This is a genomic window from Rhodococcus sp. DMU1 (assembly GCF_012272955.1).
GTDB classification, from domain to species: domain Bacteria; phylum Actinomycetota; class Actinomycetes; order Mycobacteriales; family Mycobacteriaceae; genus Rhodococcus; species Rhodococcus aetherivorans.
Genome location: NZ_CP050952.1, coordinates 5,959,307 through 5,976,570, shown reverse-complemented (window position 1 = coordinate 5,976,570; position 17,264 = coordinate 5,959,307). Strand labels below are relative to the sequence as shown.

Sequence of the window (17,264 nt, the reverse complement as noted above, 5' to 3'; positions counted from 1 at the left end):
GAGGTACTTCAGGTGATGGTGACGCCGCCGTCGACCGCAAGGGTCTGTCCGGTGACATAACCGGCTGCGTCGGAAGCCAACCAGACCACCGTCGCAGCCAGTTCGATCGGGTCACCGGTCCGTCCGAGGACCATGCGTGGGGACAGCGACTCGAGGTATCCGCCCTTGTATTGCTCGGTCATTTCGGTGGCGAAAAACCCCGGCGCGATCGCGTTGACACGAATTCCCTTGCGTGATCCCCACTGCTGGGCCAGATCCCGGGTCAGTCCGATGATCGCGGCTTTGCTCGCGCTGTAGGCGGCTTGCGGTAGTCCGGCTGTGGTGAGCCCGATAACGCTGGAGATGTTGACGATCGAACTGCCAGGTTGCATGACACGGCCGCAGGCCTGGGTGGCCCAGTAGGAACCGTTCAGGTTGATGTCGATCACCGAGCGGAACTGCTCCGGCGTCTCACGGACGGCCGGAACGGCCGTCCCGATCCCGGCGTTGTTGACGAGAACATCGACACGGCCGAACTCGTTCATCGCCGCCGAGACCATTGCGTTGCACTGATCGGGGTCCACGACATCGGTGGCCACGGTGAGGGCTCGGCGCCCCGCGACGCGAACGAGAGCGGCGGTGTCGTCGAGCCTGTCCGCCCGTCGGGCCGCCAGGACGATGTCTGCGCCGGCCTCGGCGCATGCTTTCGCAAACGCGATCCCGAGACCGGACGATGCGCCGGTGACGACGACGACACGGTCGTCGAGACGGAACTTGTCGAGCACACTCATGGGTAGTGTCCCTTCGGAAGTCAGAAGACAGCAGGATTCAGGTCGACCAGGGTGCGGTCCATGCGTCCCAGAAGCTCGAGCTGCGGACCGACCTTGCTGAGCTCGTAGGTATAGAAGTAGTGGGTGGCGGCCCGCTTTCCGTCGTAGAAGTCGCCGGTCTTGCCGTCGACCGAGGTGAGCTGCTCGAGCCAGATCCACGCGATGACCGTGTGCCCGAACGCCTCGAGGTACACGGACGAATTCGCGAGTGCGGCTGCCACGTCCTGCGCCGACAGCAAGGCGCTTGTGACCTCGACCATTCGATCCCACACGCCCTCGAGTTCGTCGGCGTACCGCGCGGCGTCGGAGCCGATCTGTCGTGCTCGTCCGATCGTCTCGGCGATCTTCGATCCGAGCAGCGTCACGCCGGCGCCGTCGTGCATGGCGACCTTGCGCCCGAGCAGATCCAGCCCCTGGATGCCGTGTGTGCCCTCGTGGATCGGGTTCAGGCGGTTGTCGCGGTAGAACTGTTCGACGTCGTAGTCGCGGGTGTAGCCGTACCCTCCGTGTACTTGGATCGCCAGGCTGTTGGCCTCCAGGCACCATTGCGACGGCCAGCTCTTCGCGATCGGTGTCAGGACGTCGAGTAGCAGTCCGGCGTCTGCGCCGGCGGACTCGTCGAACGCGGTGTTCTGTTCGTCCACCAGCCGAGAGCAGTAGAGACCCAGTGCGAGGGCCCCCTCGACATAAGACTTCTGCGCCATCAGCATTCGCCGCACGTCGGCATGATCGATGATCGGGACCGGCGGTGCCGACGGGTCCTTCGCGCCGACCGGTCTGCCCTGTGTCCGTACCTTCGCATATTCGAGCGACTGCAGGTACCCGGCGTAGCCGAGTGCCGTTGCAACGAATCCCACACCGATCCGAGCCTCGTTCATCATGTGGAACATGTAGGGCAGGCCGCGGTGTTCTTCTCCGACAAGGAAGCCGATCGCGCCAGCCTGGCCGTGTGGTGAATGCGTTCCGTCGCCGAACGACAGCAAGGTGTTGGTGGTTCCCCGGTTGCCCATCTTGTGGTTGAGCCCGACGAGCGTGACATCGTTGCGCTCCCCGAGTACGCCGCCGGATCCCGGGAGGAACTTCGGGACGATGAACAACGAGATGCCCTTGACGCCGGTACCACCGCCGGGAGTCTTTGCCAGTACCAGGTGCACGATGTTCTCGGACAGCTCGTGATCGCCGCCGGAGATCCACATCTTCGTGCCGGTCAACCGGTAGCTGCCGTCCTGGGGCAGCGCTCGGGTGGTGATGTCTGCCAGTGACGACCCGGCCTGCGGCTCGGACAGGCACATCGTGCCGAACCAGCGGCCCTCGAGCATCGGACGAACGTAGTCGTCGATCTGCTGTGCGGTGCCGTATGTTGCGATGAGATTCGCGTTGGCCGCAGTCAGGAACGGGTACGCGGCGGTGCCGGCGTTTGCCGCCTGGAACCAGGCCATCGCCGCCCGTGCCACCGTAGTGGGCAGCTGCATGCCCCCGACGGTTTCGTCGAACTGCCCGGCGGTCAGTCCGGCGGCCGAGAAGATGTCGAGTGCCTGCTGGACCTCCGGGATCATCTCGACAGTGCCGTCCGGACGCATGGTCGGTTCGTTGGCGTCGGCCTTCTTGTTGTGCGTGGCGAAGTGCTTGTGCGCGATGTCGGCGCTGAGGTCGAGCACCGCGTCGAACGTGTCCTTGGAGTGTTCGGCGAAGCGCTTGCGGGTGGTCAGCGACACCACGTCGAGCCACTCGTACAGCAGGAAGTCGATGTCGCGCCGGGAGAGTACGTCGGTCATGGGTGTCCGTTCGATGGTGGGTCAAATGGAGAGTCCGCCGTCGACCGGGAGGACGGCGCCGGTGATGTAGCCGGCTTCCTCGGAAGCGAGGAAGCAGATGGCGTCGGCCATCTCGGACGGGTCGGCGAACCTCGGGATCGGGCCCGTGACCTCGGCGATCTTCTCTTGCGGGATGGAGGCGGTCATCCGGGTGGCTGCGTTCGGGGAGACGGCGTTGACGGTGACGCCGAACGCGGCGAGTTCTTTCGCGGCGGTCTTGGTGAAGCCGATGATGCCGGCCTTGGCGGCGGCATAGTTGGCTTGGCCGCGGTTGCCACGCAGTCCGGTGTAGGAGGTGACGTTGACGACCCGCCCGAACTCCTGCTTGCGAAAGTGCGGCACACAGGCTCGGGTGAATCGGAATGTCCCACCGGCGTGGACCTCGAGGACCTGGTTCCAGTCGTCGTCGGTCAGCTTCCACAGCACCCTGTCCCGCAGGATGCCGGCGTTGTTGACCAGGACATCGACCCGGCCGGTCTCGTCGATCACGGTGGAGACGACCCGTTCGACGTCCTCGGTGTTGCTGACATCGGCGGGGATGCCGATGGCTCCGACCTCGCGGGCGGCCTGGTCGAGCTCGTCCTTGTCGAAGTCCACCATGAACACCGTCGCCTTGGCTTCGGTGAAGTGGCGGGCGAGGGCCCGGCCTATGCCGCGGGCGGCGCCCGTGACGACGACCGAGCGGCCGGAGAAGTCGAAAATGATGTTGCCCATTGATTTTCCTGTCTGTCAGCGAAGTCGTTCGAGGACCATGGCCATGCCCTGGCCGCCGCCGACGCACATGGTCTCAACACCGAACTGCTTGTCGTGGGTTTGCAGGTTGTTGAGCAGGGTGGCGGTGATGCGGGCCCCGGTCATGCCGAACGGGTGTCCGAGAGCGATCGCGCCGCCGGAAACGTTGAGCTTGTCCTCGTCGATGCCGATCTCCCGGACCGAGCCCAGGACCTGCACGGCGAACGCATCGTTGATCTCGAACAGATCGATGTCGGACACCGTCTTACCGGCCAGGGCGAGGGCCTTGCGGGTGGCCTCGATCGGACCGAGACCCATGATCTCCGGCGACAAACCCGACACTCCGGTCGAGACGATCCGCGCGAGCGGGGTCAGGCCGAGCTCCTGGGCTTTGGTGTCGGACATGATCACCAGCGCGGCGGCGCCGTCGTTGAGCGGGCACGCGTTGCCGGCGGTGATGGTGCCGTCGGGACGGAACACCGGGGCGAGTCGGCTGACCGCCTCGTAGGTGGTGCCCGGACGGGGACCGTCGTCGGTGGAGACGACGGTACCGTCGGGCAGCGTCACCGGGGTGATCCCCCGTTCGAAGAAGCCGGACTTGATCGCGTCCTCGGCGCGGTTCTGCGAGCGCACCGCCCGACGGTCCTGCTCCTCGCGGGTGACGCCGGTGATCTGGGCGACGTTCTCGGCAGTCTGGCCCATCGCGATGTAGGCGTCGGGGACCTGCCCCTCCTCGCGGGGGTCGACCCACTGCTGTCCGCCTCGGGCGAGCTTCTCGGTGCGGACCTGCGCGTCAGCGTAGAGCGGATTCTGGGTGTCGGGCAGTGAGTCGGAGTTGCCCTTGACGAACCGCGACACCGTCTCGACACCGGCGGAGACGAACACATCCCCTCACCGGCCTTGATCGCGTGAAAGGCCATGCGGGTGGTCTGCAACGACGACGAGCAGTAGCGGGTGACGGTGGTGCCGGGCAGGAAGTCGTAGCCCAGCTCGATCGCGACATTGCGGGCCATGTTGAAGCCTTGTTCACCGCCGGGCAGGCCGCAACCGAGGAGCAGGTCGTCGACGTCCGTAGGATCGAGTTCGGGCACCTTCGCCAGCGCCGCGGCGACCATCTGCGTGGCCAAGTCGTCCGGCCGCATACCTACCAGCGACCCCTTCATGGCACGCCCGATCGGCGAACGGGCGACGGAAGCGATCACAGCCTCGGACATGGCGACTCCTGGTCAGCGGCGGAAGGGGGTGTGCAGACGAGGTCGAGCACACCGAAGAAATATGCAAACGCATATTTTCTATGCGATTGCATATACTGGTCCCGTGAATGGAGCCCTGTCAACCCCTCCCCCCTCCGAAAGGCGGTCGTACGCGTGAACGCACCGCTGGAGGATCTTTCCTACGAGGTGGGCACGTCGAAGGCCGCGGCACGGATACGGGCCGCAGCCACCGAGGTCTTTGCCGCCAAGGGATACGGAGCGGCCAGTACCCGAGAAATCGCTGCACGTCTCGACCTCAGTCCCGGCGCGGTGTACCCGCACTACAAGACCAAGGAGTCGCTCCTCTTCGCCATCGCCCTCGAGGGCCACCTCGCAGTTCTCGACACGATCACCCGAGCATCCGACACGGCGACACATCCGCGCGATCAGTTGGTCGCCGCGGTATCCGCCTACGTCAAGTGGCATGCGCGCCATCATGCAATTGCGCGGGTTGTCCAATACGAGTTGCGGGCACTGTCCGACGAGCACTTCCAGGCAATCGCCAAAATCAGGCGTGCGACCTCGAAGGTGTTCGACCGTATCCTCGAATCCGGCGATGCATCAGGCGAATTCCACACCCTCGACTCCGCGGCGGCCACACTGGCGATCACCTCGCTGGGCATCGACGTCAGTCGCTGGTTCCCTTCGAATGCGTACTCCGATCCCGAGTCGCTGGCCGAGCGCTTTGTCGAATTGGCATTGCGGATGGTTGGGTACATGTGAATCCGCGCGCTCCCGTGTTGGCCCGGGAACCCACGCAGCCGCAGGATTCGTACTGTCCGCACCGGAACCGCGGTAGTACCCGGCCCTGGGGAGATCCGCATGCGTGTCCGGCGTGCAGGAATTCGACCTTGTCCCAGGCGACGGCATAGAGATCTGATTCCGCATTGAACTCTCGGCCCGCTCGCTGCTGCGGTGCCGTATGCGGTTCTGGTAGGTGGCACTACCGAATACGCGCACGGGCAGCGTCAGCTGCCTGATCGGGATTCGGATCGTCGAGCCCCGGATTGGCGTTTCGGACGCCACGACCGGTGCAGCCTCTAGATTCGGGTCATGGACCTACGCCAGATCGAGTACTTCCTCGCCGTCGTCGACTGCGGCGGGGTGACACGAGCTGCGGCGCAGCTGCGGGTAGCGCAGCCCTCCCTGTCACAGGCGGTGCGCAAGCTCGAGAAGGATCTCGGTGTCGAGTTGTTTCACCGGGTCGGGCGGGGGCTGGTACTTGCTCCCGCCGGCGAGGCGCTTGTCGGCCCGGCCCGCACCATCCTGCGCGAGGTGGGCGCTGCGGAGAATGCGGTCCGAGATGTCGGTGCAATGCGCGGCGGTCGGATCGATATCGCCTCTCTGTCGGATCTGTCCTCGGATCCATTGTCTGTGTGGGTGGCCAAGTTCCGCCATCAGTATCCGGACATCCGCTTCCGGATCGAGGAACGCGAAGAGACCGCCGATGTCGTCTCCCTGGTCAAGTCGGGAGCGTGCGAGCTGGGCATCCTCGCGCTGCCCCTGCCCGCCGAGGAGCTGGTGGGCGAGGAACTGATCGATCAGCAGCTGGTCCTGGTGTGTCCGCCGGGAACCGATGCGCGGTGGCCGGACCCGGTGCCGATCGAGCAGCTGTCCGGGGTCCCTTTCGTGATGAGTGGGCGCGGTACGGCGACCCGCGACTTCATCGAGCGCTCGTTGCGCCTGCACGGAGTCGAGCCGGATGTCGCGGTGGAGGTGCGCCAGCGTGGCGCGGTGCTGCCGATCGTCCTCGCCGGCGGTGGGGTGTCGATCGTCGCGCTGCGTAGCGGTCTCGACGCGATCCTCCGCGGCGGGGTCGTACGGGAACTCTCGCCGCGCCTGACCCGCAAGATGGGCGTCGTCCACCGGCCCGGACGGATCACGGAGGCATCGACCGAGTTCCTGGTCTGCGCCCGGGCATCGTTCGAGGAGTTCGCCCAGTCCGTCGCAGGGTACATGGCCAACGGACTGTCCCTGGTCGAAGCCGGAAGACTGACGCGCGAAGAAGGCGACCGCCGACTACGGGAGGACAATGCCCGAGCCTCCATGATTCATAGGCAATTACAGTAGGTCTTCTACTTTTTTGGTCTTTGACTCGATCGATCTCCGCGCCTTGAATGGTGTGTACCACATCACGTCATTGCGGCGCGCCCGGCTCCATCACCTAATGATCATCCTTCGGAGCGGACATCGCCCCGCTCGTCGGTGCGCCACTGCCGCTCGTTCTCGAAGGGATCCCACGATGCACACAACAACGCCGACGAACCCGTCGGTACGGTCACGGCCGCCACGGTCGACGCAGATGCGACGTGCCTGGCTCGTCGTCGGCCTTCTCGTCCTCTTCATGCTCATCAACCACGCCGACAAATCCGTCATCGCGTTCGCCGGGGTGCAGATCCAGCGCGACCTGGGGCTGAGCTCGCAGCAGTTCGGACTCCTGCAGAGCAGCTTCTTCTGGTTGTTCGCTGCCGGCGCACTGTTCTTCGGCTGGCTCTCGTCTCGGGTAAGCCTTCGCTGGCTGCTCGCCGGCCTGATGCTGACCTGGGTCGCGACGATGATCCCACTGCTCGGCACGGTCAGCTTCGGCGTCCTCATCGCCTGCCGTGTGATCCTCGGATTCGCCGAAGGTCCAGCGTTCGCGCTGGCCAACCACGCCGCGCACTCCTGGTTCCCGCCGGAGAGGCGGGCGATGGCGGGCGGCTTCGTTTCCGCGGGCGCCTCGATCGGCACTCTGATCGCCGCGCCCGTACTCACCTGGATCATCTTCTACTGGGATTGGCACGCCGCGTTCTATGTACTCATCGCGATCGGCATCCTGTGGGCGGGGGCCTGGCTGATCCTCGGCCGCAGCGCCGGTGAAGGCGAAACGGCTTCGGTTTCCACGGTGGTGGTCGAGACTGTCGACGCCCCCTACAAGACGATCCTGAAGACCGGCACTGTAATCGGCATCGCGGTACTGATGTTCAGCTCGTACTGGTCGACCACCCTGAAGATCGCCTGGCTGCCCGTCTACCTCCAGGAAGGCCTGGGCTACGACACCGCCACCGCCGGTCAGCTCATGATGCTGCCCTACGGGCTCGCCGCCGGCGGCGCTATCGCCGCGGGCTGGTTCTCCGGCCGGCTGATCTCGCGGGGCGTCTCCCGACGGGTCGCCCGCGGCTACTTCAGCGCAGCGCTCGTCGCCGCCGCCGGAATCTCGATGGCCGGGTTCACGCTACTCCCGCAGGGCGGACTGCAACTGGTCCTGATCGCCCTCGCGTTCTCGCTGAACACCGCAGCCTTCGGTGTCGCACTCTCCGCGATCGCCGACGTCGTCCAGGCGAAGAAGCGCGGGATGGTCCTGGGCATGCTCTCGGCGGTCGCAAGCATCTCCGGCATGGTGGCGCCGCTCGTGCTCGGCTTCGCCGTCGGCTCGTCCGTCGACAAGATCACCGGCTATGCGATCGGCTTCCAGTCCAGCGGCGCCCTGATGATCGTCGGCGCAGTCATCGCAGTCTTCATGGTCAACCCCGAGCGCGACATCACCCTCATCCGCCGTCGAGTCGAGGAGACAGCATGAACATCAACAGGCCCCTGGACGGTGTCCGCGTCGTCGACTTCGGGCAGTTCATCGCAGCCCCCGCCGCCACCCAGATCCTCGTGGACCTCGGGGCGGACGTGATCAAGGTCGAACCGGTGCACGGCGAGTCCGCCCGCGGGATCGGACCAGCCGGCGAGGCCATGCTGCAGAACTACAACCGCGGCAAGCGGTCCATCGCGCTGGACCTGAAGGACCCCCAGGCACAGGAGATCGCCCGGAAACTGATCGCCGGCGCCGACATCGTGGTGCAGAACCTGCGCCCCGGCGTCATGGAGTCGTTCGGACTCGGCGCCGAGCAGGTCCTCGCCGCCCACCCCTGGATGGTCTACGCGACCGTCAGCGGATTCGGTCTGCACGGACCGTCGAAGTACCGACCCGGGCTCGACATCGCGGCGCAGGCCGAGAGCGGGATGATGTGGGTCACCGGGGAAGCCGACAGTGAGCCGCAGAAGGTGGGGGCCCAGATCGTCGACGTCGCCTCCGGTTACGTGTGCGCCCAGGCGATCCTGGCGGCCTATGTGCGCCGGCTCCGCACCGGCGAAGGCGACACCGTCGAGGTCTCGCTGCTCGAAGTCGCGCTCCACCTGCAGGGCACGAACTGGGGCCAGTACCTGATCACCGGCGAGGAGCCCATCCGCAAGGGCAACGGACAGCCCAGCATCGCCCCCGCCGCGGACGTGATGACAACCAAGGACGGCAACCTGGTCCTGTCCGCCTACTCGGACGTGCACTTCCACCGATTGTGTCGCCTCATCGGGCGCCCCGACCTGGCCGAGGACCCGCGCTTTGCAAGCAACACCCTGCGGGTGGCGAACCGGCAGGCAATGCTGGTCGAGCTGCGCAGCGCATTCTCGACGATGACGAGCGACGAGGCCATGGAGTTGCTGACCACCAACGGAGTTGTGGCCGGCAGGATCAACACCTACCCCGAGGCCATGCGCAGCGCCGACGTCGAAGCGTCCGGGTTGTTCATCGAAGTCAGCGACACGGACGGGGCATCGCACACCGCCCTCGGGTCACCCTGGCACCTTGGCAGCATGCCCAAGCCCGGCAGCGAAGGCGACCCGGACCTGGGTCAGCACACCGCCGAGCTGCTCGCCGAACTCGGCTACCCCGCCGCCGCGGTCGACGCCCTGGTCGCCTCCGACATCGTCCGCCTCCGCTAGACATCGGAACCCGCCTGCCGACAGCCCGCCTTCTCAAAGGAATCACCATGCAACGCAACATCTTCACCGAAGACCACGACGCCTTCCGCGACACGGTCCGCCAATTCATCGCCAAGGAAATCACTCCGAACCTGCCCGACTGGGAGGCTCAGGGCTGCATCCCCCGCGACTTCTACAAGAAGACCGCAGAGATCGGTATCAACGGTCTGCAGGTTCCCGAACAGTACGGCGGCGGCGGCATCGACAGCTTCCTGTTCAACACCGTCGTCTACGAGGAGATCGGCTACGCCGCCGCCTCGCTCGGCGGATTCCAGGTGCACCTGAACACGGTGCTGCCGTACTTCCTCGAGTACGCCAACGAGGAACAGCGCGACCGTTGGTTCCCGGGCTTCGCCGACGGCAACCTGGTCAGCGCAATCGCCATGACCGAACCCGGCATCGGCTCGGACCTCGCGGGCGTCGCCACCACCGCCGTCCGGGACGGCGACGACTACATCCTCAACGGCAACAAGACCTTCATCACCGGCGGAATCAACGCCGAACTGGTGATCGTGGTGGCACGCACTTCCAAGGATCCGGAGAACCGCCGCAAAGGACTGTCGTTGCTCGTCGTCGAGGGGGACATGCCCGGATTCATCCGGGGCCGCAACCTGCACAAGATCGGCATGAAGTCGTCCGACACCGCCGAGTTGACGTTCGACAACGTCCGCGTACCGGCCAGGAACCTCCTCGGCGAGGAGGGCGCCGCATTCGCGATGCTGGCACACAACCTGCCGCAGGAGCGACTGTCGATCGCAATCACCGGTCTCGCCACCGCCACCGCGGCAGTCAACCTCGCCCTCGAATACGCCCGGGAACGCCAGGTGTTCGGCACGCCGCTGGCCAACTTCCAGAACACCAAGTTCGTACTCGCCGAATGCGCGACCGACCTGCAGGCGGGGCAATCGATGGTCGACCAGGCGCTCATCGCCCTCGACAACGGCACACTCACCCCGGCGGACGCAGCGAAGGTGAAGCTGTTCTGCACCGAGCTGCAGGCCCGGGTAATCGACAAGTGCCTGCAGCTGCACGGCGGCTACGGCTACATGACCGAGTACCCCATCGCCCGGCTGTACGCCGACGCCCGGGTCACCCGGATCTTCGGCGGCACCAGCGAAGTCATGAAGAGTGTCATCTCGAAATCGATGGGGCTCTGAGCCTCTCAACGCACCCGCTCCGGTCGCCACGCGTCCGGACCGCATCGAAGGATCATCGAAGTGCAGATCAAGGACATCAACGCCGTCGTCACCGGCGGCGCATCCGGACTCGGACTGGCGACCGCCACCCGTCTGGTCGAGTCCGGCGCCACCGTCACCCTGCTCGACCTTCCCGGCTCACCGGGCGCCGAGCAGGCCGCAGCGCTGGGCCCGGCCGCGCAGTTCGTGCCGACGGACGTCACCGACTCGGACGCCGTCGCCGCCGCATTCGCCGCGGCCGCCGAGCATGGCCCGGTACGTGCGGTCGTGCACTGCGCCGGCCGCGGCAAACCGATGCGCATCCTCACCAAAGAGGGCAAGGCCGCCGACCTCGAGCCGTTCGAGTCGGTCATCCGCCTCAACGTCATCGGTACCTTCAACGTGCTTCGCTACGCGGCCGAATCGATGGCCGCCAACGAGCCCCTCGACGGCGACCGCGGTGTGTGCGTTCTGACCGCGTCCGTCGCCGCCTACGAGGGCCAGATCGGGCAGATCAACTATGCGACCTCCAAGGCTGGGGTGGTGGGGATGACCCTGCCTGCGGCCCGCGACCTCGCCAGTGTCGGAGTCCGGGTGTGCACGATCGCGCCCGGCGTGTTCGCCACCCCGCTTCTGCTGAACGCCCGCAGCGATATTCGCGAGGCCCTGGCGGCCTCGGTCCCGCACCCGCAGCGCCTCGGTGAGCCGTCCGAGTTCGCCTCGCTGGCCGCGCACATCATCGAGAACGGCATGCTCAACGGCGAGACGATCCGCCTCGACGGCGCAATCCGGATGGCGCCCCGATGACCGGCGAGACTCCCGAGCACGTGGTACTGACCGAACGGCGAGGTCGGGTCCTGGTGATCACGCTCAACCGTCCGAAAGCCCGCAACGCCGTGGATCGGGAGATGGCGAGTGCGCTCGCATCGGCGATGGACCGGCTCGACAACGACCCGGATCTGAGTGTCGGCGTACTCACCGGCGCCGGCGGATACTTCTGTGCCGGAATGGATCTCAAGGCTTTCCTGCGGGGCGAGAGCCCCCGCATCGAGGGTCGCGGGTTCGCCGGGCTGGTCGAGGCGCCTCCTGCCAAGCCGCTGATCGCCGCCGTCGACGGTCCGGCGCTCGCCGGCGGATTCGAGATCGTTCTCGCAGCCGATCTCGTGGTCGCCGCACCGACCGCCACGTTCGGTCTGCCCGAGGTGCGTCGCGGTCTGGTCGCTGCCGCCGGTGGCCTGACCCGGCTGCCGGTGCGGCTGCCGCGCGCGGTGGCACTGGAGATGATTCTCACCGGGGCATCCATGACGGCCGCTCAGCTGCACCCGCTCGGCCTGGTGAATCGACTGGCTCCCGAGTCCGAGGTGCTGACGGAGGCGCTCGCCCTCGCGGAGGAGATCGCCGCCAACGGCCCGCTCGCGGTGCAGGCCAGCAAGAAGGTGGTCGTCGAGTCGCCCGGCTGGCCGCCCGTCGAGGCCTTCGAGCGAACCAGGCGCATCGTGATGCCGGTGTTCGGCTCGAACGACGCGCGTGAGGGTGCGGCCGCCTTCACCGAACGGCGCACCCCGGTCTGGACCGCGTCGTGACTACCGACAACGAGAGAAGAGGAACACCCCATGCGTGATGCAGTCATCGTCGAAGCCGTCCGGAGCCCCATCGGGCGTCGCAAGGGCGCGCTGGCGGACGTCCACCCAGTCGATCTGTCCGCGACCGTCCTGACCGCGCTGCTCGATCGCACCGGGATCGATGCCGGGTCCGTGGACGACGTCGTGTGGGGGTGTGTCGGCCAAGTCGGCGAACAAGCCGGCAACATCGCACGCAACGCCGTCCTCGCCGCGGGCTGGCCGGAGTCGGTGCCCGGCACCACCATCGAGCGGCAGTGCGGATCCAGCCAGCAGGCACTGCATTTCGCCGCCGCGGGTATCATTTCCGGCCAGTACGACATCGCTGTTGCGGGTGGCGTCGAATCGATGACCCGGATCCCGATGGGATCGGCGCGGCGCGTCGGCCTCGGTGACCCGAACAGCGACGCGATCCGGCGGCGATACGAGGGTGTCGAATTCAACCAGATTCGAGGTGCCGAGACTCTCGCCGGCCGGTACGAGTTGAGCCGCACCTGGCTCGACGAGTACAGCCTGCGCTCACACCAGCGGGCGGCCCGTGCGGTCGACGACGGTCGCTTCGCCGGTGAGATCGTGCCGGTGACTCTGCCGGACGGCACGAAGCTCGAATTCGACGAAGGAGTTCGCCGGGCCACGACCCTCGAGAAGCTCGGTCAGCTGGATCCGGTCCTCGGCGAGGACGGGCGGGTCACCGCGGGCAACGCGTCTCAGATCTCCGACGGCGCAGCCGCGCTGCTGATGATGTCCGGAGAACGCGCCCGGCAGCTGGGACTCACACCACTGGCGCGGGTGCACACGGCGACGGTGGTCGGCGACGACCCCGTCACCATGCTGGCCGGGCCGATCCCCGCGACGGCGCGGGTACTCGACCGGGCAGGCCTGACCCTCGAGGACATCGGCGCCTTCGAGGTCAACGAGGCGTTCGCCAGCGTCGTCGGTGCATGGCTCCGAGCGACCGGAGCCCCGGAGAATCGTGTGAATGCGCTGGGCGGGGCGATCGCGGTCGGCCATCCGCTCGGCGGCTCGGGAGCGCGCCTGGCCACAACTCTCGTCCACCACATGCGCGCCGAGGGTATCCGGTACGGGCTGCAGACGATGTGCGAGGGTGGCGGTATGGCCAACGCCACCATCTTCGAGAACCTCGTTGATCGCTGACCCGACACCCCGAATAAGCCTCCGCGGTGAATCCCGTTCCCAGGTGGGGATTGTCAGGGGTCGGGACGCGCCGTCCATGTACCGGCCGTGCCGTTCCAACCGCAGACGAGCCACTTGTCGGCATCCGCCACTTTCGCGGCTTCGGCCGCGGACTTGCATCCGGACCTGTCGTTCTTCACGTACACCGCTCAGTTCTTCCGTCGCTGGACCTGCGGCGCCGCGTGCGTCACCTGAGCCGCGACCAACCCCGCTTCTAGAGCCAGGAGCTCTGAGATGAATATCATTATCGACAAACTCTTCACTGTACCGATGTCATGGTTGCTGGCCGTGCCGATCGTGCTGCTCGACCGCCTGTTGGCCCCTGATCTGGCCGAACTGCCGGACTGGGACGACACGTGCCGAGTCGAAGCAAGATGCTGACCGGGGTACATCAGCCCAAAGTGCCCCTCCAGCCTCCAATCCGCCGAAGACCAGCCGACTGCCGTCTTATCCCTCCCGAGAGCGTCTGATGCAACCGCACCAGCGACCTATCGGAGCCTCGGGAGGCGCCGTTGGGCCGTGCACGGTATGCGAGACACGTTTATCTCTCATCAGCCCCGCGATCGGCGGCCTGTCCGGCGGTCCAGGCCGCAATCTGTGTGCGGGAGGAAATACCGAGTTTTGTGAGGACGTGCTCGACGTGGCTCTGTACGGTGCGCGGGGAGATCACGAGTCGGGCGGCGATCGCTCTGTTGGTCAGGCCCTGTGCGACCAGGTCTACGACCTGGCGTTCGCGTTTGGTGAGTACCGTCGCGGGACCGACGTGTGGTGATGCAGTCGATGCCTGTTCATCGAGGGCATAGGCGGCACCGGCGGCGAAACCCAGCGCTTCGCCCTCGCGGGATGCGGCCGCGAACGCCCGCGGTCCGAGTGAGCGGCGCGTGATGCGCTCGCATTCCTCGTGAGATTCGGTCAAGTCCGGGATTTGAACGATGGAGGTGCCCACCCTCCGTCGTAGTACCTCGGCAGCTGCCATCAGGACAGCGGCGCGGTGGAATCGGTTCTCGTGGGACGAGATCCAGGCGAGGATTTCCAGGCACCAGGTGGCCCCGAAGGGATCGTCGACCAAGCGGGCCAGTTCGAGTCCCTTTCGCAACAGCATCACGGCGCGATCACGGTCGCCCTCTCGCCACCTCACTAGCCCCAGAGTCAAGGCCGAGCGGCCGCAGGACACCGATTCACCGTGTGATTCGGCAATTCGGATCGCCTCTTCGAGACAGCCAGCAGCGTCTTCGGCGTGCCCAAGAATCTCGTGGGCCAATCCCAGTGCGTGCAGAGTCGTGATGTACGCAAGGAGGCTGCGTGCGCCGCGCAGTACATCGAGGGCCGCGGTGAAAGAGCCCACGGCGCGCTCCGGATGGCCGCTGTGCAGGGCGTGAACACCGGCGGCGTGCTGCATGAGCGCACGATCGAGTGCACTTCCATGGGCCTCGGCCAGGACACGGCCTTCCTCGGTCAGCGCGGCTGCCCGCTCCAGGTCTTCGTGACGGCTGGCAAGGATGCTGGCCGAATACAGCACCTTGACCCGAAGGGCGGTGTCCTGTTCATCCCGCAGCGTCAGCGCTCGGTCGAGCCAACGGCGTCCCTCGCGGAGCAGGCCCCGGGAGAGCCAGAACGGAAACAAGGCGGTGACGATCTCGAGCCCCGCCTGGGCCGAAGCGTCGTCGGCCTCGGGCAGGCTGAATTCCATCGCTTCGCGCAGGTTGGATTGTTCTCGCTCGAGCCGGGAGAGCCATCCGAGCTGGAGAGGGCTGATCCATCCGGACTCTGCGTCCAAGGCCAGCTGCCGGTACCAGCTGCGGTGACGTCGGCGGAGGTTTACGAGCGCGCCCGCCTGCTCGAGCTTGTCCCTGCCATAGTCGCGTAACGTTTCGAGCATCCGGAAACGCACCATCGCCCCCGAGTCCCCACGAATGAGGATCGACTTGTCCACCAGCGACGCGACGAGATCGGCGAGATCGGCGGGTTCGGCGTCGTACATGCACACCTGCTCGGCAGCATCGAGTTCGAAGCTGCCGGCGAAGACCGACAGCCGGGCCCAGAGCTGCTGTTCTGCAGGGGAGCACAGTTCATAGCTCCAGTCGATACTCCACCGCAAGGTCTGCTGACGGGTCGGCGCGCTGCGGCTGCCGCGGGTCAGCAGCGCGTACCGGTTGGTCAACCGCTGCAGGATTTGGTCCGGCGACATCGTGCGCAGCCGCGCCGCCGCCAATTCGATAGCCAAGGGCAGACCATCCAGCCGGGCGCAGATTCGAGCGACAGTGCCCGCGTTGTCCGCGGTGACCTCGAAGCCGGGCACCGCGGCGGCGGCCCGCTCGGCGAACAACGTCACTGCGTCGTAGCTGGGCAGCCCCTTCAGCGACGGTTGCCGGTCTGTTTCCGGAACAGTCAGCGGTTGCACGCGGAGGACGGCTTCCCCGGGAACATCGAGGATTTCGCGACTCGTCGCGAGAATCCGCAGGCCAGGGCAGGTGCGCAGCAGTGTCTCAATGAGGTCCGCCGCCGCGTCCACAACCTGCTCACAGTTGTCGAGCACCAGCAGCATCTGCCGAGCTGCCAGGAACTCCACGAGGGTCTGCAGAGGTTTCGGGGAGCGGTTCCGTATCCCCAACCCGGCCGCGACGACCTCGCCCACCAACGAGCCGTCGCGCAGGTCGCCCAACTCAACCAGCCGGGCTCCGTCGGCGAAGCCGCGCCGGGTGTTGGTCGCGACTCGCAACGCCAGTCGGGTTTTTCCGACACCGCCGATCCCGGTCAAGGTGACCAGTCGTGACCTCGACAGTAGTCTCTTGGCCTCCGTGAGCTCTGTTCGCCGGCCGATGAAGCTCGTCAACTCCAGGGGAAGACCGCCATCGACAACCGTTCCCGGTTGCAAAGGAGACGGGAGTCGCTGGGCGGGTGACCGCCCTGCCGACAGAGGCACAGGGTCGCCTGTGTCCCGCTCTGCGTCGAGGACAAGGCGTAGCGCCATCTCGTCGACGGGGACACCGCGGTGGAGTTGGACTTCCTGCAGTGCCTCGCCCAGCGCCGCCGCCGTGGGTCGCTCGCCCGCATCCCGGGACATCGCGCGTTCCACCACCGCGGCGACGTCGGCTTCGATACCGGATTCGCGGAGGCTCGGCGCTGGTTGGGTGGTGATCCGTAGGAATTGGGCCACCACCTGTTCACCGCTACGGCGCTCGAATGCCGCATGCCCGGTCAGCGCCGCGAACAGTGTTGCCCCGAGCCCATATACGTCGGAGGAAGGAGTCGGCGGGTCACCACCGAGCACCTCCGGGGCGGTGAACGCGGGAGATCCGGCAATCGTGCCGGTCGCGGTTTCGAAACCACCGGTGATGTGCGCGATACCGAAGTCGGTCAGCGACGGTTCGCCGTAGTCGGTGAGCAGGATATTGCCGGGTTTGACGTCGCGGTGCACTATGCCTAATCGGTGCGCCGTTTCGAGGGCACCGGCCATCTTCACTCCCAACCGCAGCGTCTCCGGCACCGAGAGCGGGCCGTGCCTGCGAATCCGCGCGTCGAGCGAGTTCTGCGAATGGTAGGGCATTACCAGGAAGGGACGTCCGCTGTCGGTGACGCCGACCGCGAGCACACTCACGACGTTCGGGTGCCCGGTCAGTCGGCCCATTGCCTGCTGCTCTCGGAGGAATCGGGCCTGGTTCTCCTCGTCGAGGTCGTCGGTGAGCACCTTCACTGCCACCGTGCGATCCAGAGCGGACTGGGTGCAGCGATAGACCACACCGAAGCCTCCGCGTCCGATCTCCTGGGCGTCATCGAACCCGGCCGCGCGCAGCTCGTTCACCGTCGCGGAGACGGTATCGCGCTGGGTTCGGAGCGGCTCGTCGTCGATCGCCAACGTGCTATCCGTCCCTGTACCGCCCGG

General features: G+C 66.4%; 13 protein-coding genes and 1 pseudogene. 9 read left to right on the top strand and 5 right to left on the bottom strand.

Annotated features, from left to right (window positions below; genetic code table 11):
* Positions 1-8 precede the first annotated feature (8 nt).
* The 4 genes and pseudogenes from HFP48_RS27430 to HFP48_RS27415 form a co-directional block, all read right to left on the bottom strand.
* A complete protein-coding gene (locus HFP48_RS27430) occupies positions 9-770 on the bottom strand; it encodes a glucose 1-dehydrogenase (protein WP_168580435.1) in 762 nt (253 codons plus the stop codon).
* A gap of 20 nt (positions 771-790) precedes the next feature.
* Entirely contained in the window at positions 791-2,584 is a 1,794-nt protein-coding gene (locus tag HFP48_RS27425; RefSeq protein WP_168580434.1) for an acyl-CoA dehydrogenase, read from the bottom strand.
* 21 nt (positions 2,585-2,605) lie between these two features.
* On the bottom strand, positions 2,606-3,337 hold the full coding sequence (locus tag HFP48_RS27420; protein ID WP_168580433.1) for an SDR family NAD(P)-dependent oxidoreductase: 732 nt from the start codon (positions 3,335-3,337) through the stop codon (positions 2,606-2,608).
* A 15-nt stretch (positions 3,338-3,352) separates the two neighbouring features.
* A pseudogene (locus tag HFP48_RS27415) lies at positions 3,353-4,569 on the bottom strand (acetyl-CoA C-acetyltransferase).
* Between the two features lie 153 nt (positions 4,570-4,722).
* Here HFP48_RS27415 and HFP48_RS27410 point away from each other — a divergent pair.
* The 9 genes from HFP48_RS27410 to HFP48_RS27370 all read left to right on the top strand — a co-directional run bounded on the left by HFP48_RS27410 (position 4,723) and on the right by HFP48_RS27370 (position 13,762).
* Complete coding sequence (locus tag HFP48_RS27410) at positions 4,723-5,331, top strand: TetR/AcrR family transcriptional regulator (protein ID WP_168580432.1); 609 nt, start codon at positions 4,723-4,725, stop codon at positions 5,329-5,331.
* A gap of 330 nt (positions 5,332-5,661) precedes the next feature.
* Positions 5,662-6,678: a LysR substrate-binding domain-containing protein gene (locus HFP48_RS27405; RefSeq protein WP_210432787.1), complete on the top strand. Its 1,017-nt coding sequence runs from the start codon at positions 5,662-5,664 to the stop codon at positions 6,676-6,678.
* 232 nt (positions 6,679-6,910) lie between these two features.
* Positions 6,911-8,167, top strand: coding sequence for an MFS transporter (locus tag HFP48_RS27400; RefSeq protein ID WP_168580431.1), 1,257 nt, complete (start codon positions 6,911-6,913; stop codon positions 8,165-8,167).
* Positions 8,164-9,354: a CoA transferase gene (locus tag HFP48_RS27395; protein ID WP_168580430.1), complete on the top strand. Its 1,191-nt coding sequence runs from the start codon at positions 8,164-8,166 to the stop codon at positions 9,352-9,354. The genes HFP48_RS27400 and HFP48_RS27395 overlap by 4 nt, the downstream gene beginning before the upstream one ends.
* Before the next feature lie 47 nt (positions 9,355-9,401).
* Positions 9,402-10,550: an acyl-CoA dehydrogenase family protein gene (locus HFP48_RS27390; protein ID WP_168580429.1), complete on the top strand. Its 1,149-nt coding sequence runs from the start codon at positions 9,402-9,404 to the stop codon at positions 10,548-10,550.
* 60 nt (positions 10,551-10,610) lie between these two features.
* Positions 10,611-11,375: an SDR family NAD(P)-dependent oxidoreductase gene (locus tag HFP48_RS27385; RefSeq protein WP_168580428.1), complete on the top strand. Its 765-nt coding sequence runs from the start codon at positions 10,611-10,613 to the stop codon at positions 11,373-11,375.
* On the top strand, positions 11,372-12,151 hold the full coding sequence (locus tag HFP48_RS27380) for a crotonase/enoyl-CoA hydratase family protein (RefSeq protein WP_168580427.1): 780 nt from the start codon (positions 11,372-11,374) through the stop codon (positions 12,149-12,151). The genes HFP48_RS27385 and HFP48_RS27380 overlap by 4 nt, the downstream gene beginning before the upstream one ends.
* A gap of 30 nt (positions 12,152-12,181) precedes the next feature.
* The gene (locus HFP48_RS27375; protein ID WP_168580426.1) at positions 12,182-13,342 is read left to right on the top strand and encodes a thiolase family protein; all 1,161 of its coding nucleotides are present in this window, start codon (positions 12,182-12,184) and stop codon (positions 13,340-13,342) included.
* A gap of 273 nt (positions 13,343-13,615) precedes the next feature.
* Positions 13,616-13,762 carry a hypothetical protein gene (locus HFP48_RS27370; RefSeq protein WP_168580425.1) on the top strand — a complete coding sequence of 49 codons (147 nt, stop codon included), beginning with the start codon at positions 13,616-13,618 and terminating at the stop codon, positions 13,760-13,762.
* 160 nt (positions 13,763-13,922) lie between these two features.
* Here HFP48_RS27370 and HFP48_RS27365 read toward each other — a convergent pair whose 3' ends face one another.
* A complete protein-coding gene (locus tag HFP48_RS27365; protein ID WP_168580424.1) occupies positions 13,923-17,237 on the bottom strand; it encodes a protein kinase in 3,315 nt (1,104 codons plus the stop codon).
* Between the last annotated feature and the right edge of the window lie 27 nt (positions 17,238-17,264).

Bases quoted from the DNA above. Each gene is read 5' to 3' on its own strand.
- HFP48_RS27430 (WP_168580435.1), bottom strand. From the start codon at position 770: ATGAGTGTGCTCGACAAGTTCCGTCTCGACGACCGTGTCGTCGTCGTC.
- HFP48_RS27425 (WP_168580434.1), bottom strand. From the start codon at position 2,584: ATGACCGACGTACTCTCCCGGCGCGACATCGACTTCCTGCTGTACGAG.
- HFP48_RS27420 (WP_168580433.1), bottom strand. From the start codon at position 3,337: ATGGGCAACATCATTTTCGACTTCTCCGGCCGCTCGGTCGTCGTCACG.
- HFP48_RS27405 (WP_210432787.1), top strand. From the start codon at position 5,662: ATGGACCTACGCCAGATCGAGTACTTCCTCGCCGTCGTCGACTGCGGC.
- HFP48_RS27400 (WP_168580431.1), top strand. From the start codon at position 6,911: ATGCGACGTGCCTGGCTCGTCGTCGGCCTTCTCGTCCTCTTCATGCTC.
- HFP48_RS27395 (WP_168580430.1), top strand. From the start codon at position 8,164: ATGAACATCAACAGGCCCCTGGACGGTGTCCGCGTCGTCGACTTCGGG.
- HFP48_RS27390 (WP_168580429.1), top strand. From the start codon at position 9,402: ATGCAACGCAACATCTTCACCGAAGACCACGACGCCTTCCGCGACACG.
- HFP48_RS27380 (WP_168580427.1), top strand. From the start codon at position 11,372: ATGACCGGCGAGACTCCCGAGCACGTGGTACTGACCGAACGGCGAGGT.
- HFP48_RS27375 (WP_168580426.1), top strand. From the start codon at position 12,182: ATGCGTGATGCAGTCATCGTCGAAGCCGTCCGGAGCCCCATCGGGCGT.
- HFP48_RS27370 (WP_168580425.1), top strand. From the start codon at position 13,616: ATGAATATCATTATCGACAAACTCTTCACTGTACCGATGTCATGGTTG.